Below are 15259 nucleotides of genomic sequence, written 5' to 3' on the forward strand. Positions count from 1 at the left end.
ATAATTTAAATAGCAACAATCCAATGTGGCAACAAACACAACAGGCACAAGATAGCACAAGTCAAAATCTATCAGACGCGCTATCAAACGCACCATCGCAAGATACAATGACTACAAATGAAAATAAAGAAACACAAGAAACACAAGATAGCCCAAATATCGCCGATACCACAGATAAAAATCCAAACCAAAATCCACAGCAAGAAGCGCAAAAAAACGCACTAGAATCCACGCCAAAACCCCACACAATAAAGCGTGGATTTATCGGGCTAGAGACTTCTTATGCGGGGCTAAAGTATGATGAAAAAGGCACGCTTGGTAGCATAGCGGGGAGTAGCATAGCACCTAGAGCGGAGTCTAGCGGTGGCGGGCTAAAGATAGGCATACTTGGCGGATATAGGCATTTTTTCACGCAGGGCATAGGAGTGCGAGGGTATGCAAATATCGATTATTTTGAGTCTAAAGCCCCTGCAAATCTATCTGTTGGCACGATTCAAGGGATTCATTATGGTATAAATGCGGATTTTTTGATGGACTTTCAACAAGTAGGCGTATTTTTTGGACTAGGGGTAGGAGGCGTGCATTATTTTGGTAGTGGGGTAGATAGGCTAAAAAGCGAGGCAAAATCTAGCTCTTCAGGTTTTGGTGTGTCTCAAAATGGCGTAGAAACAGGCTTGCAGATAGGATTGCAATCTGCTGTATGCAAATCAGTAGGCATAGAATTAGTTGCAAAGATTCCCTTTGTGTCGCATTATTTTATCAACAAAGGTAGCGAGGCAAATATCATATCTCGCCAGATTACGCAAAGCTACACGGTCGGAGCTAGAATCTTGTATCATTTTTAGTTTGTTTGCGTGATTTTATCGCTTTTTTGTCGCATTTTAAGTTGCTAGGTTTTTTTGTAGGTTTGCAGATTTTGGGATATAATGCCAAGATTTTAACAATGCCCACATACAAACATTTTGTAAATTTTTGCAAAATGTTTAGGGCAAATCTAGCATAAAGAATCTAGCATAAATGACAGCACAAACTTCACAAACCACGACAAAATCACAAAATCAAAATCCGCAAAACCCACATTTGCAAAATCAAATTTTTGATAGCAAATCTACACAAAACAAACCTAATCAAACTAACGATTTACAAAATCTAGCGCAAAATCCGCCACAAAATCTACTTACAAATTCACTTGCAAATCCACCCGCAAACCCACCTGCAAATCTAATCCCAAATCCACTACTTACCAAGACAAAAATTCGCGAGATTTTGCACGCTCGCAACAATGAATGGCATTATGCTTCGCTATCTTCTCTCCCTCATCCCTACGCGCTAAAAGACTGCGAGTTAGCCTCTCAATGCCTAGCCAAAGCCATAGCCCAACATAAGCAGATTTTAATCATAGGGGATTATGATGTCGATGGGATTGTCGCTAGCGTGGTGATGATGAGATTTTTTCACGCGCTAGGCTATACAAATGTGCGCTATATTATCCCAAATCGCTTTAGAGATGGCTATGGCGTAAGCAAGCAGATTTTGGAGCAAAATCCTAGCGAAGTCGTAATCACGGTGGATAATGGCATAAGCGCGTTTGAAGTGGCAGATTTTTGTGCCAAGCAAAAACGCACGCTTATTATCACAGACCACCATTTGCCTAAAATGCAAGACTCAAAGCAAATCTTGCCAAACGCAGATTTTGTGATAAATCCAATGCGAAGCGATTGTGGATTCCCACAAAAAGAGATTTGTGGTGCGCTTGTGGCGTGGTATCTATGCGCGGGGATAAAAATCGCCCTGCAAAACAATCTACAAAACAATTTGCAAGAAAATCTACACGAAAATTCGCAAAAATCTAGCGCGATAAAATCTAGCCAAGCAAGCCCAAATGAGAGAGAATCTAGCGCGATAAAATCGCTTGATTTAGCACCTTTGCTAGAATTTGTCCTGCTAGCAACCATTGCAGATATGATGCCACTAAAACATATCAACAAAACAATCGTGTTATATGGAATCAAACGGATTAAAACCTCTCATTTCCCCTGCATAAACGCGCTAAAAACTCTGCTAAAAACGCCATTTTTCACGGCAAGTGATATTAGTTTTAGCATTACGCCATTGCTAAATGCAGCGGGGAGAATGGGGGAGGGGAGAATCGCAAGTGAGTTTTTGCTAGATTCTAGTGAGGTGAGTTTGGAGATGCTAAAATCTATAAATGAGGAGCGCAAAAAATGCGCTAAAGACACGCTAGAATCCGCGCTACAAAATATGCGAACATATCCTAGCGCACTCATCGCGCTAGGGCAGTGGAATGAGGGCGTGCTAGGCATAGTCGCCTCCAAACTTGCTAGACAATTTAACAAATGTGCATTTGTGCTAACAAAGACGCATAAAGAGGGTAGCAAACACCCCACAAATAACAATCTTAAAGAACAAGATTTGAAAACGCAGGATTTGGCAGGACAGGGTTTGAAAGAACAAGATTTGGCAGGGCAAAATCCACAGATTGCAAATGAAAATGTCTCAATCCTAAAAGGTTCAGCGCGCTCGATGGGGAATGCAAATATTGTGGATTTGCTAAGCGGAGCGCAAGATATGATGGAAAATTTTGGTGGGCATAAAAATGCCGCTGGGCTAACGCTAAAAGAGGAGCGTTATGAGGATTTTTGCGCTTATTTGGAGGGGTATAAAATCATAGATGATAGCGATATGGCAGAATGTGATGAGTGTTTGGGGGAAGTTGATTCTAGGGAGATTGACATAGAGTTGTTAGAAATATTAGAATCCTTTGAGCCTTATGGACATGGCAATCCAAAGCCCATATTTAGAGCGACTTTGCAAGTAGAATGCGTAGAGATTATCAAAGAGCTACATAGAAAAATCACTTTTAAGCCACTAGATTTTGCGCTAAAATCTAGCAATACTTGCCCCACAAAATCAAATCAAGATTTTGACGCGACAAAAAGCCAAGATTTTGCCCAAAATTATCGCCAAGATTTTAGCCTAGATTCATTAAAGGCAATGTATTTTTTTTGTGAAAAGCAAATACAAAAAGGCGATATTTTAAGCATTAGATTTTCACTCCAAAGAGACGCTTTTAGTGGCAAAGCCACGCTTATTATTGATGAGATTATATAGCCTTTTTAAGATATGTTGATTTCATTGCCTAAAAAATCTAAAAACACCTCATAAAGTCCCACAACTTCGCTTATTTCTACGCATTCATCAATGCTGTGGATTTTGTCATTTCTCACGCCAAATTCTGCGACTTCTATGCCAAACGCGCTAGCAAATCTCGCATCGCTTGTCCCGCCACCCGTGCTTAAATCTGGCGTTATATGCGTGATTTTTTCTACACTTTTGGCTAGATTTTGCACCAAGACAGAATCCGCGTTACTTAAAAAAGGCTTTGAGCTTTGATTTAGCGTTAGCTCGCATTTTACGCCTTTGACTTTGGATTCTATCATCGCTATGGCTTTTTGTAAATGCGCTTCTAAATCACTTAAATTTGTCAGTGTAGAATTTCGCAGATTAAATCTCAAAACAACTTCGCTAGGCGTTACATTGCAGACTTCAAGCCCGCCTCGAATATCCGTAGCCACAAGCATAGATGGGGAAAAATGTGCGTTGCCATTATCTAGCTTTTGCCCCGCGATAAGTGGCAAAGCCACGCTTAATGCCTCGATAGGATTTAGGCATTTTTGTGGATAGGCTGCGTGTCCTTGCTTACCAACTACGCGCAATGCGCCATTTATCGAGCCACGCCTCCCTATTTTGATAATATCGCCAAATCTTTCTTCGCAAGTTGGCTCTGCGACAATAGCGTGTGTGGGGAGCAAATCTAGTTTTTTTAGCTCTTCTAGCGCATAGCGCGTGCCATAGATTCCATCGCCCTCCTCATCGCTAGTTAGCAAAATCGAAATGATAAAACAATCGTTTTTCGCGCAATCATCTAGCTTTTGGCTAGATTTTGTGCAAGATTTATTTTGTGCCTGTTTGTTTAGATTTTGGTTTGGATTTTGTATGTTATTTGCAAAATCCACCACCGCACGCACAAAGCACGCAACACCTGCTTTCATATCTTGCGCTCCTCTGCCATAGATTTTGCCTTTTTTTATCTCCGCGCCAAAAGGATTTTCACTCCAATGCTCCCCCGCAGGCACGACATCGATATGTCCCATAAAGCAAAAATGCTTTATGATATGTTGTGGTTTATTTTTTTGTGTGGCTTGTGTGGTTTGTGTGTCGCGTGGCAAAATCTTATATGCAAAAAGATTTTTTACCCCACCTTTATCAAAATGCAAAAACTTAAAATCCTCCACTTTGTTTAGATTAGATTTTATGATTTCATAGATTCCGCATTCTTGCGGGGTTATGCTTTGGCGTTTGATTAGCTCGCATAGTAGCTCTATGCAGGCATTTTGATTTGGGGATAGATTTTGGTGTGTTGTTGGCATTTGTGTTCCTTATAGATTTTGTAGGGATTGTGATATTTAAGATTTTTTGTTGCGCAAATGAATGTGTAAATGCAAGACATCAAGGCTAGCAGGCGTTATGCCACTGATTTGACTTGCCTCAAAAAGCGTGCTAGGGCGCACTTTGCTTAATTTTTCGATGACTTCAAGTGATAGCCCAGAGATGCCCTTATACTCAAAATCTTGCGGAATCTTTAGCTTTAGCATTTCATTGCTATTTGCTACATCTATGAGCTGTTTTTGTATGTAGTTGTGGTATTTAGATAGGATTTGGATTTGGTGCAATGCGCGCTTTGACAGTGTGGAAAATTTAGGCGGGATTAGATTTTTGTTTTTAGCTAGATTTTTATCGTTGTTTGGGGGTTGTTTTGAGGTGTGATTTTGGTTTGCATTTTGTGGAGCGTTTGCTCGCAAACTAGAATCTTTTTGCCCCGCTTCTATACGCAAAAATTCCTCTAAAGCGATAAAATCTGCGTGCAAACTATCAAAATTATCCCCTATTTCATTATCTTTTATTTCAAATCTACCGACAATATGCACTAGGGCGGTTTTGTCATTTAGCGGATTTTGGTTTATGCTAGCTAGGAAGCTTTGCGTCCTTTTGCTAGGCGTGATAGAAGTGGATTCTAAATACGCCATAGTTTTGGTAATATCGCGCTTTTCTTTAGCGAAAATCTCATAATCGCTAGGGGAAATACTGCCTAATGTTTTGGCATATTCTAGCAAGCGATATATGGCATTATCCTCGCGCAAAAGCAGTCGATACTCCGCACGGGAGGTAAAAAGCCGATATGGCTCTTTTGTCCCTTTGGTTACCAAATCATCAATCATCACGCCAATATAGCTCTCATCACGCGAGAAAACAATCTCTTTTAATGGCTGATTTTGGGTGGTTGTTTCTTTTGTCATTGCAAGATTTGCTAATGGCAAGTCGTGGCAATCTATTTTGTTTTTATTGTAGAGTGGATTGCCACACTCGCCCTGTTCTCTTGCAATGACGCAATGGCTAGAATCTACCCACCCCCTAGCCCCCTCCGCAAGGGAGGGGGGATTTTTTTTATCATTTGTAGCCCCCTCCGCCACATTTTGACAATTTGGGAAGGGGGGATTATTATTTTCACTAAAATCAATATTGTTTTGACGAAAATCTACGCCATTTTCCCCTACAATTCTAGCATTTGCGGTGTGGCTGTGTAAGTTTTTTGGATTTTTTGGAATGTTAGCGGACTGCTCGTCCGTGCATTCCAAAAAATCCAAAATCTTATCACATTGCATACCCAAAGACGAATTGCTAAGGCTTAGTGTTGCATTGATTCCAGCCATTAACCCCAACGCCCCCGCCTCCTCATACCCCGTAGTCCCATTGATTTGCCCAGCTAAATATAGATTATCCACTTCTTTGCACTCAAGCGTATGTCTTAGCTGTGTTGGCTCTACAAAATCATATTCAATCGCGTAGCCATAGCGCGTTATGCGTGCGTTTTCTAGCCCTTTTATGCTGTGTATGATTTGCTCTTGAATATCCACAGGTAGCGAGGTAGTAAGCCCATTTATGTAGTATTCTACGCAATCTTTTGTCTGTGGCTCTAAAAATAATTGGTGTCGCTCTTTGTCTGCAAAGCGGTTGATTTTATCCTCAATGCTAGGGCAATAGCGCGGTCCCACTCCTTGTATCTGCCCTGTAAATAGCGGTGCGCGGTGGAAATTTTTTCTTATGATTTTATGCGTTTTTTCATTAGTATAAGTTACAAAGCAGGGCAAATCAAGTGGCGTAAATTTGCTAGCATTTTGCTCCAAATCTAAGCTAGTGTGGTAGCTAAAATGTGGCGGGTTTTTATCGCCTATATGCTTCTCTAATGCGCCAAAATCAATGCTCCTGCCATCTATGCGCGGGCAAGTCCCTGTTTTTAGTCGTCCTAGCGTTAGCCCTATTTTTTTGAGACTCTCACTTAGCTCATTGCTAGCACTCTCGCCAAATCGCCCATTTATGATTTGATTTTCCCCGATATGCACAAGTCCGCGCAAAAATGTGCCTGTGGTAATGATGATTTTATCTGCGTAGTAAGTCTTGCCGATATTTGTGCGAATGCCGATAGCTTTTTTTCTAGGGGTGTTTTTTTGTGAAAAATCGGGGAGTTTTTCTTTTGATTTTGAGCTAGATTTTGATTTGCACTCTATGCTAGAATCTAGCAAGATTTCACACGCCATCTCTTGAGACACGCTTAGATTTTGCGTATTTAGGGCAAGATTTCGCGCATAGATTCTATATGCGTCCATATCGATTTGTGCGCGTGTGCCACGCACAGCTGGACCTTTTGAGGCATTTAGTATGCGGTATTGGATTCCGCATTTATCGCTTATTTGCCCCATTACGCCACCTAGCGCGTCTATTTCTTTGATTAGATGTCCTTTGCCAAGCCCGCCCATAGCGGGATTACAGCTTGCAAGGGCGATATTTTCTACCAAAATCGTTAGCAAATGCACTTTTGCGCCCATTTTTGCAGCTATGCAGGCTGCTTCTAGTCCTGCGTGTCCGCCGCCTACGATGATAATATCAAAATCTTTTTTATGATTTTTTGTTTGCATAGTTGTTGCCTTTTAAAATGCTTAAAATAAAAAAGCGCAATTATAGCAAAATCATATCTTAAATCCCCTTTATTAAATGCTCGATTAGGATTTTTGTGCCAATAAGCACGAGGATAATACCACCTAAAAACTCTACTTTGTTTGAAAATCTATTTGCAAAATGTAAGCCAAAGCGATTGCCTAGCTTTAGGGCTAGGGCTGAAAATATCGCCGTGATGATTGCTATACAAAGCGCGTTTGCATAGATATGTGTCTCTAGCACCGCTAGGCTTATCCCCACCGCTAGCGCATCTATGCTAGTGGCAATGCCTAAAGGCAACATAATCTTATAACCAAAATCCGCTCCGTTAGTATCGCAAGAATGCGCTTTAGATGAGTCTTTTATCATTTTTGCCCCGATAATGCTAAGCAATAAAAACGCTATCCAATGATCAAATCTAGCAATAAATGAGGCAAATCCCACGCCAAGCCCATAGCCAAGCAATGGCATTATGCCTTGAAATCCACCAAAATATATAGCGACAATGGCGTAATGTTTTAATTTTACTTTTTTGATACTTAAACCTTTGCAAAGACTAACTACAAAGGCATCGGCAGATAACGCACAGGCAATAAAAAATACGCTTACAAAATCCATTTTTTTTCCTTAATATTTATCTTTTTTGTCTTATCACAATATTTGCGCAAAATTTTATGCTTTTTTGGCTTATTGCAAGATTTTTCACAGATTTTGCCTAAAATCTAGCCTGCTTTTATATTGCTTTGATACGCCTTGCCCCACGACTCTAAGCTCCCTAAAATCTCGTTTAGAGATTCCCCTAAAGGTGTGAGTGAATACTCCACTTTTGGTGGGACTTCTGCATAGACTTTGCGCTTGATGATTCGCGCATTTTCTAACTCACGCAGATTTTGGGTTAGCACATTTTGGCTTATGCTTTGATTTTTGCTTGCGCTTATGGACTTTTTTAGCTCGCCAAATCGCTTTGTCCCGCTTAGCAAATCCCGCACGATTAGCATTTTCCATTTGTTGCCGATGAGGTTTAGCGTGGTTTCTATCGGGCAGGGCGAAAAAAAATGCTTGTGATAGAGTTTTGACATTTTGTCCCCTTTTGATAAAATGCGAGATTATAGCAAAATTTATAAAATTTTTCCTTAAATTTTCCCTATTTTACGCAATAGTCCTAAAATAGATATTAGATTATAAAAAAATCCCTACTTGATTTTATTAACTTAATTTCCTACAATTTCACGCAATCAAAATCGCGCTTTATTAAAACCAAAAATGTTGCAAAAATTGCGACTAAGACGCAAGGGCAAATTTTTAGATTTTAGCAAGACGCCGTTTTTTGAGAATTTAAATTTTAAAAGGAGTCAAAATGACAAACAACACAAGACGAAAGTTTCTTAAAACTTCAGCTTTGGGATTAGGAGTAATGGCGTTAGGTAGCAGTGTCTTTGGCAAAGAGCTAGTAAAAAAAGGAGTAAAAATGAAAATAGCAGTTTTGGCTGCCACAGGCAAGGCAGGGCGACTTATCACGCTAGAAGCCCTAAATAGCGGGCATAGCGTAACTGCATTTGTGCGAAGCGCGGATAAAGCAAAGGATTTGGCAGATAAGGGTGCGAAAGTGGTGCAAAAGGACATTTTCGCGCTTAAATCTAGCGATTTAGCGGGATTTGATGTAGTGATTAGCGCGTTTGGCGAATGGAAGGATTTAAGCCTGTATAAAAAGCACGGAGTGCATTTGGCGCAAATCTTGGCAGGAAATAAGGCGCGATTGCTTGTAGTAGGTGGTGCTGGGAGCTACTATATGGACAAAAGCCACACCACACGGCTAATGGATACGCCCACTTTCCCGCAAGCACACAAAGGCGTGGCAAAGGCACATAGCGAACTTTTGGAGCTACTGCGCAAATCGAACAAACTCCATTGGGTGTATGTAAGCCCACCCGCAGAGTTTGTCGCAGACGCGCCCAAAAGTGGTAAATACAAAATCATTGGCGAAGAGTTTGAGGTAAATGCCAAAGGCGAATCTAAGTGCTCTTATGCGGATTATGCAAGTGCGATGATAGATATTGCAGAAGATTCTACGCGAAACAAAGTGCGCGTGGGCGTGATAGGGCTATAATATTTTGTGGCTTGTTTGCGTAGTTTATCTGCGTGGTTTGCCCGCTATGAAAATCCTTATTGTGATATTGCAAATGCTAATTTTTGCGCTTTTTGTCGCGTATAAAACGCTTGTTGCAATAAGCAATGGCAAAATCTGCGTAAGCCGGAGTAAAGCTAAAGATTTACGCAAAATAAAAGTAAAATATGTTTTGTGAATGGTGGCAATACACAATGGGACAGGGCGAAACGCGCATTGGCAAAAACCGAATCGAGCGGGGCGATACGGATAATATCAAACAAAGCCACGAGCTAATTATCATAAAGGAGTAAGACAATGAAAAAAAGTTTTTTCGCGCTTTGTATCTTTGTTTGCCTAGTTTTTGCAGAAAATAAATGCGATTTTTTCGCGCTTAATTATTGTCCGCAAAAATTAGAAGTTAAAATCATAGAGATGAAAAATATTAAGGGCAAAAATTGGTGTGATTTTAAACCTAGTGCCTTGCAAATAAAGCGGTGGCTAAAAAGCGACTATGTGTTAGAGTTTGAGGGCTATCCAGCAGTTGAGTTTTGCTACTATGATTGTAAAAAGATTCAAGGCAAATTAACGCTAAATGATGAAATTTGGGACTTTGAGTTAGAATCCTTTGGGCTTTTAACCTTACGCAAAGGCGATAAAGAAAGATATTTTGGCTGTTCTAAGCCAACTACTGACTTAGATAGTGGTAAAAAACTTTTAGATTCTCCTTGCGCGTGGTTTGCAAGTAGTATTTATGACTGCGGAATTTAGATTTTGGTTATTTAAATTTTAAAAACAAATACGCAGAGATTTAAAAAATTTGCATTCAAAAAAGCGCGCAGGGTAGAGAAAAAAAGATAATAAAAAGAGGCGGAAAGGCAAGCAAAATCGCATAGATTCTAAAATCGCACGGCATTACCCACAAATACGAATTTGATTTAAAGTCCTTTAGCACGGGCAAGACAGAATTTAGCAACCATAAAGAGATGATTTTTGTGTGCGAAGTGGTAAAATGCAAGTGATTTGAGAGAGAATCTATATGCAAATATAAATGCAAATCTACGCAAAAACGCGTAAATCTACCCTGCGTAAATCGCCCAAAGATTTAATATATACGCAATATATACCAGATAATTTCCTTGCACTAAAAGCAAATCTGTGCCCCAAAAACTCATCATTGCACCGCGCTAACTGCTCTAACACAAAGTCCTTGTAACTCGCACTTGTCGCCATTTCTGCCCCCTAAATCCTATAAAATCTCACAAATTTCGCCACAAACCTACTTCGCGCCTTTGTCATTTTTGTAGCTTTGATAGCTCTTTATCACGCGCTTCAAAATTCCATCTGCAAAGGGCGCAATCTCATCATAGCTAAAATAAATATCCGCATCTCTTGACCTTAATACATGTGGGAAGCGAATCGCAATAGTCAAATTTTCGCCATCAAATCGCGCTCCATTTACCCAAAAATTCTCCACTTGCGAATCTCTTTCATTGTTAAAAAAGTCCGCTTCACCGCATTTACATTGCCCTTTATTATCACAATTATCTGAGAAAAAATCCTCATCGCAATATTCGCCTCCCCATTTTTTAACCACGATTTTTCGCAAATTTGCATTGTCATTTAGCAATTCACGCACGGGCATAGCAGACAAAAATGCCTTGCTTTGCGTATCAAACCACCTGCCATATTTTTGGGCAAATACCAAGCCACCGCCATTTGTGTGCGATTCGACTGCGCGTTGAAAATCTTGTGAGTAAAAATATCGTTGCGCTTTTGATAGCGTTTTGTAGCAGCGATTAAATGGCGCGTTTGATTCGTAATCATCGCTCTTTTTGGCATTTTTACCCAAACTCTCACAAAAGCTATCATTTAAAAATTTTGCGATAAGTTTTGGCGAATCTTCTTTTGCGAATTGCAAGGATTCTATGTCAAAATATGCGACAGATTCGCCCTCCGTGCAGTAAGCCCCACAGCCTCCCCATAGCTGAAAAATCTCTAAAAAATCATCATCAAACGCCCATATTGATATGCTACTGACAAAATTTGTCATCAATCTATCCTCATCTCTATCAAAAGGGAGAATCTCTTTTAATGCCCTTTGCTTTGATATTTTTTGTATGTGAAAATCTAAATCGCTCACGATAGCGATTCCCACATCATCAAGGTATAAAAACGCGCCATTTGGGTTTAAGTAATCTTTATCTGTCAAATTATCCACGCCAAAGCCTATCATTGTCGCCTTGCAGAGTTTATCGCCCAAGCATTTGCCATCTTTGTTGCGTAAATCTATGGATTTTTCCTGCATATAGTAGGGATTTGGGTGATTTGGGGCAGTATCTTTGAAGTTTAAAATCTCAATACTCCGTTTTTCTAATTTAGCTTCTATGCACTTTTTGTCGCTTTTGCAACTCGTTAGCTCTTTTAGCCACGCCCTTTGATTTTCTAATAATTTTTGTGCGCCTTCTTTGTTGATAATTGCCCTTTGTTGCGCAAAATCTCTAGCCATAGCCGAATCTAAATGACTTAGATACGAATCAGCGCAAATTGCCTTTTCTGTCTCATTTTGCGCTTTTTTGCAATCAAAGCTGGGGTTATCTTTATTGGATTCATCGGCGTTTAGATTTGCGCCCAAAATAAGCACAAAAAGCGTGATAAAGATTGTTTTCATTGTAGCGTCCTTTTGGATTAAAAAATGGCAAAAATAAAATGCGATTTTAGCAAGATTTTGCAAAATTTTATGCTTTTATAACATTAGCGCAAATTTTTGCAAATTCCCCTTGACTTAGAGTTGTGCTTGTGTTTTGTTGTTTTTGGTTTGAGATTGCCACGATTTTGCAACTTTTTTCAGGTCGCAAATTCTCACAATGACAAAACAGCATTTAAATTTTAAAATGTAAAGCCAAAAAATTGTCCTGCGCGCGTTTTTACCTTAGTCGCCATATCATTTTATCTTTGCAAAATCCACACAAATTCTTTAATGGATTTTTGGGCGTTATTTTTGTGGCTTTTAAATCGCGGATAATCGATCTCTATAAAATCCACACGCCCATTTTGTGCGCGTAAAATCGCCTCAATTTGCTCTTTACTCATTATCCCCTCGCTATTATAGCTTAGCACGAGAGCTTTATAATGCTGGCTTTTGGCGATTTTTTCTAGCTCTAGTGGAGCGAGTTTAGCATTGCAAAAGTTTGATTTTTGCCCCTGCCACTCACGCAGTCCAGCCACGCCCTTAATGCACGGATTATCATACTTTGCGATAGTTTCTAGCAAATGGTAATTTGGTGCGTATTGGCGGTGATTATACGGCGGGTCAAGGTAGAGAATGTCAAATGGTGCGCCTGTGTGAGAATCTAAAATCTCTAAACAATTTCCACAAAAACAGCGATGATTTTTTATGGATTTTGTGCGTGGATTTTGCGCGTTGTTTTTGGAGGCTCTCTCATACAAAAGTGTGAGTTCTTTTAGGCTAAAAGGCTTTAATGCGCGTTTATCCCAGATTTTGCAAAATGCCGCATACACGCCAGCGACATTAGCAAAAAACGACACAGATTCTAAAAGTGTGGCTAGCAAGATAAAGTATTCGTTTTGGGTGATTACATTTCGCGCTTTCCACGATTCAATCTGCAAACGCACAGCGTCAATTTTTTGTGCATTTTCATCGCTAAAATACATTCTAGGTTGCACTAAATCTTTGCTCCCGCTTGGCGAATAATGTTCATAAATAAACCCTGCTTTAGGTTCTAAATTATTGAGATAGTATAGCACTTTTTGGTATGGCGAGGCAAGCAAATTTGGCGTCTTTATCTCACGCCAAATCTCATCTAAACCCTCAAAGTTTGGCGTTGTATTATTGCCTAAATACGCCATTTGCAAACAATAAGAAAAATATAGCAAATCACAGCTAACCACTTCAATGCCTTTGCTTTTAAAAAATCTCCCCACGCTTGTGCTTCCACTAAAAGCATCAAAAAATGTTTTATGCGAATCTGCCTTGCCAGAATGGCTAGAATGCGTTTGTTTAGATTCTAGAAATGTTGGATTTTTACGCCCAATGTAATGCTCCACAATCCCGCATTCACACATAAAATCATAGATTTTGCTTACTAAATTTTCTTTGTTGCCGATGAAGCGCATTTGTTATCCTAAATCCAAAGGATTATAATTTGTGATGAGCACTTCTTTGGTTTTGTTTTTATCTTTGTGCTTTGCTTGGTAATTTGCGTTTGTGTAGTGTGCCTCTAAGTGCGTGATAAAAAAGTCATTTTTATCCACCCAATCTTGTAAAATTTTGTTTTGATTTCCTTTGTGTGTTAGGACATTTGAGAGTGCAAATCTAATGCCTTGTTTATGGAGATTGGCTAAAGATTCTAGCAGAGCGATTTCTAGTTTTTCACTCCATCCGCTAAAGCCTCTTTTGCCGTCATTATAAGTGCCTTGCGTAATGAGATAGGGCGGGTCAGCATAGAGAAAACTCTCTTTTGTAAGGTGGATTTGGGATAAAAATTCTCTAAAATCTAGCGCGTAAAATGCAAAGTTTTTGCTCTGCAATGTCTCTACAAAATCCATAAGATTTTGCTTCATTGTCGCATTAAAAGTAGAGCGATTTTTGCCAAAAGGCGTGTTAAATTTATGGGCGTTATTAAAGCGGATTTGGTGGTTGAAAGAGTGTGCGATAAGGGTTAGGAGTTTAAGCGGGGATTTGTGCGTGTTGTAATCATCGCGCAAAGCATTATAGCCTTGTGCATTTGTAGCATTTAGCGCGTATTTTGCAATGATTTTTTCCAAATTTGCAAGGCTAGATTCCAAAGATTTTGAGCGCAAAAACTCATATAATTCAATTAAATATGTAAGATTATCATTGCAAATAATTTCTTTGGCATAGATTTTGTGCGTGAGATTTATTAGATTGTGGTTAGAATCTTTTTTAGGAGATTCTACATTGATTGCCACATTTAGCCCACCACAAAACAAATCTACAAAGCTATCCACTTGCTTTGGAAACAATGGCAAAATCTGTGGCAAAAGCCGATATTTCCCACCGATATAATTTAACGGGGATTTGATAAATCGTTGATTTTGTGCTTTATAAGCGAGATTCCAAGTCATTTGCCACCCCAAAAATCAAGCAAATTTTTTAACGCAATGATAAAAATTTGCGGGGCTTTTATACCTAAAATCATTTTGCCTTTATTGTTGAGTAAAAAGCCTATTTCTACTTCGATTATTTTTTCATTATCGCTACCAAACAAAACAAGTGTGCGAATGATTTTATAGTGCGGATAAAATCGCTTAATATATGCAGATTCTATAAAATCATAATTTTTTAGCTCCTCAATGCCTTTGTGTTTGTTTGCATACTTTTTGCCCTCTATGTTGATAATTTCTAATCGCTCACTATCAAGCAAAATCAAATCAGGGATAAATAATCGCTTGTTTTTATCGCCATTCTTATACGCCTCTTTGTCCTCATATTTTTCTAGCGCGATTGCGTTACCATCGCTATCAAAAAAATAGCCTTTTTCACAGCCTGCGTGATTTTCAAAAATCACTTCTGCATTTGTAAAATGGCTTACAACTAAATGAATAAAAATTGTGGCAAGTTTTTCGCCCTTTGTTTCATAATGCCAATATTCTTTGTGTGGTAATGCCTTTGGCACAGCTAAACCCTGCAAAGAAATACCTAGTATATTTGCGATTTGGATAAATTTATTGTCCTTGCCGACTTGATTTTGCGAAGTCAATCCGTGTAAAATCACTTCAATATTACCATTAAAATTTAGAATGCGCAACGCTTTTGCTATACCGCTTATCGCACCAATATTTGGGTCGTGCGAGAGTGAATTATTTTTAACCAATCTCCCTGAAATTTGCAACACATTTGAGCGTTGAAAAATATTGATTGGCACATTGCCTTTTGGTGGCTTTCGCATTGCATTTTTACAATCTATCAATTCATCAATACTAACAAATGGTTTTAGTATGTTGTCATCAAATTTTTTACCCTCAATCTCAACGCCAAGTGTGCGTAAAATCCGCATTCCAAAGATATTTGTGTTAGTTGGATTTTGCTTTTGTGAA

At 39.3% G+C, this 15259-nt stretch carries 14 protein-coding genes and 1 pseudogene; 5 read left to right on the plus strand and 10 right to left on the minus strand.

Annotation, left to right across the window (positions count from 1 at the left end):
- The coding region (locus tag ACWIX0_RS11080; protein ID WP_454174058.1) for an outer membrane beta-barrel protein at positions 1–845 on the plus strand (845 nt) is incomplete at its 5' end.
- Between the two features lie 172 nt (positions 846–1017).
- Positions 1018–3132, plus strand: coding sequence for a DHH family phosphoesterase (locus ACWIX0_RS11085; RefSeq protein WP_454174059.1), 2115 nt, complete (start codon positions 1018–1020; stop codon positions 3130–3132).
- A gap of 5 nt (positions 3133–3137) precedes the next feature.
- On the opposite strand, the gene ACWIX0_RS11090 is transcribed toward ACWIX0_RS11085, so the two are convergent.
- The 4 genes from ACWIX0_RS11090 to rrpB form a co-directional block, all read right to left on the minus strand.
- Positions 3138–4451 carry a M20/M25/M40 family metallo-hydrolase gene (locus tag ACWIX0_RS11090; RefSeq protein WP_454174060.1) on the minus strand — a complete coding sequence of 438 codons (1314 nt, stop codon included), beginning with the start codon at positions 4449–4451 and terminating at the stop codon, positions 3138–3140.
- Positions 4452–4487: 36 nt separating this feature from the next.
- Complete coding sequence (mnmG, locus tag ACWIX0_RS11095) at positions 4488–7055, minus strand: tRNA uridine-5-carboxymethylaminomethyl(34) synthesis enzyme MnmG (RefSeq protein WP_454174061.1); 2568 nt, start codon at positions 7053–7055, stop codon at positions 4488–4490.
- Between the two features lie 58 nt (positions 7056–7113).
- Entirely contained in the window at positions 7114–7692 is a 579-nt protein-coding gene (locus ACWIX0_RS11100; RefSeq protein WP_454174062.1) for a manganese efflux pump MntP, read from the minus strand.
- 104 nt (positions 7693–7796) lie between these two features.
- Positions 7797–8153, minus strand: a complete 357-nt coding sequence (rrpB, locus tag ACWIX0_RS11105) for a MarR family transcription factor RrpB (RefSeq protein ID WP_454174063.1) — start codon at positions 8151–8153, stop codon at positions 7797–7799.
- Between the two features lie 278 nt (positions 8154–8431).
- Here rrpB and ACWIX0_RS11110 point away from each other — a divergent pair, with 278 nt between their 5' ends.
- From ACWIX0_RS11110 to ACWIX0_RS11120, 3 genes and pseudogenes are all read left to right on the plus strand, one after another.
- Positions 8432–9181: an NAD(P)-dependent oxidoreductase gene (locus tag ACWIX0_RS11110; RefSeq protein ID WP_454174064.1), complete on the plus strand. Its 750-nt coding sequence runs from the start codon at positions 8432–8434 to the stop codon at positions 9179–9181.
- Between the two features lie 200 nt (positions 9182–9381).
- Positions 9382–9492, plus strand: a pseudogene (locus ACWIX0_RS11115) (DNA adenine methylase); the annotation flags it as partial.
- A gap of 4 nt (positions 9493–9496) precedes the next feature.
- Positions 9497–9949: a hypothetical protein gene (locus ACWIX0_RS11120; RefSeq protein WP_454174065.1), complete on the plus strand. Its 453-nt coding sequence runs from the start codon at positions 9497–9499 to the stop codon at positions 9947–9949.
- A 55-nt stretch (positions 9950–10004) separates the two neighbouring features.
- Here the strand turns inward: ACWIX0_RS11120 and ACWIX0_RS11125 are convergent, their stop codons facing one another.
- The 6 genes from ACWIX0_RS11125 to ACWIX0_RS11150 form a co-directional block, all read right to left on the minus strand.
- Positions 10005–10235 (minus strand): hypothetical protein, encoded by a 231-nt coding sequence (locus ACWIX0_RS11125; RefSeq protein ID WP_454174066.1) that lies wholly within the window; start codon positions 10233–10235, stop codon positions 10005–10007.
- A gap of 2 nt (positions 10236–10237) precedes the next feature.
- A complete protein-coding gene (locus ACWIX0_RS11130; RefSeq protein ID WP_454174067.1) occupies positions 10238–10411 on the minus strand; it encodes a hypothetical protein in 174 nt (57 codons plus the stop codon).
- Positions 10412–10457: 46 nt separating this feature from the next.
- Entirely contained in the window at positions 10458–11849 is a 1392-nt protein-coding gene (locus tag ACWIX0_RS11135) for a lysozyme inhibitor LprI family protein (protein ID WP_454174068.1), read from the minus strand.
- A gap of 278 nt (positions 11850–12127) precedes the next feature.
- Complete coding sequence (locus ACWIX0_RS11140) at positions 12128–13315, minus strand: DNA adenine methylase (protein ID WP_454174069.1); 1188 nt, start codon at positions 13313–13315, stop codon at positions 12128–12130.
- A gap of 3 nt (positions 13316–13318) precedes the next feature.
- A complete protein-coding gene (locus ACWIX0_RS11145; protein ID WP_454174070.1) occupies positions 13319–14287 on the minus strand; it encodes a DNA adenine methylase in 969 nt (322 codons plus the stop codon).
- The coding region (locus ACWIX0_RS11150) for a hypothetical protein (protein ID WP_454174071.1) at positions 14284–15259 on the minus strand (976 nt) is incomplete at its 5' end. The genes ACWIX0_RS11150 and ACWIX0_RS11145, both read right to left, overlap by 4 nt.

The sequence above is a fragment of the Helicobacter sp. T3_23-1059 genome (assembly GCF_053654515.1).

Excerpts from the sequence above, each read along its gene's own strand:
- ACWIX0_RS11085 (WP_454174059.1), top strand. The coding sequence starts at position 1,018 with ATGACAGCACAAACTTCACAAACCACGACAAAATCACAAAATCAAAAT.
- ACWIX0_RS11090 (WP_454174060.1), bottom strand. The coding sequence starts at position 4,451 with ATGCCAACAACACACCAAAATCTATCCCCAAATCAAAATGCCTGCATA.
- mnmG (WP_454174061.1), bottom strand. The coding sequence starts at position 7,055 with ATGCAAACAAAAAATCATAAAAAAGATTTTGATATTATCATCGTAGGC.
- ACWIX0_RS11100 (WP_454174062.1), bottom strand. The coding sequence starts at position 7,692 with ATGGATTTTGTAAGCGTATTTTTTATTGCCTGTGCGTTATCTGCCGAT.
- rrpB (WP_454174063.1), bottom strand. The coding sequence starts at position 8,153 with ATGTCAAAACTCTATCACAAGCATTTTTTTTCGCCCTGCCCGATAGAA.
- ACWIX0_RS11110 (WP_454174064.1), top strand. The coding sequence starts at position 8,432 with ATGACAAACAACACAAGACGAAAGTTTCTTAAAACTTCAGCTTTGGGA.
- ACWIX0_RS11120 (WP_454174065.1), top strand. The coding sequence starts at position 9,497 with ATGAAAAAAAGTTTTTTCGCGCTTTGTATCTTTGTTTGCCTAGTTTTT.
- ACWIX0_RS11130 (WP_454174067.1), bottom strand. The coding sequence starts at position 10,411 with ATGGCGACAAGTGCGAGTTACAAGGACTTTGTGTTAGAGCAGTTAGCG.
- ACWIX0_RS11135 (WP_454174068.1), bottom strand. The coding sequence starts at position 11,849 with ATGAAAACAATCTTTATCACGCTTTTTGTGCTTATTTTGGGCGCAAAT.
- ACWIX0_RS11140 (WP_454174069.1), bottom strand. The coding sequence starts at position 13,315 with ATGCGCTTCATCGGCAACAAAGAAAATTTAGTAAGCAAAATCTATGAT.
- ACWIX0_RS11145 (WP_454174070.1), bottom strand. The coding sequence starts at position 14,287 with ATGACTTGGAATCTCGCTTATAAAGCACAAAATCAACGATTTATCAAA.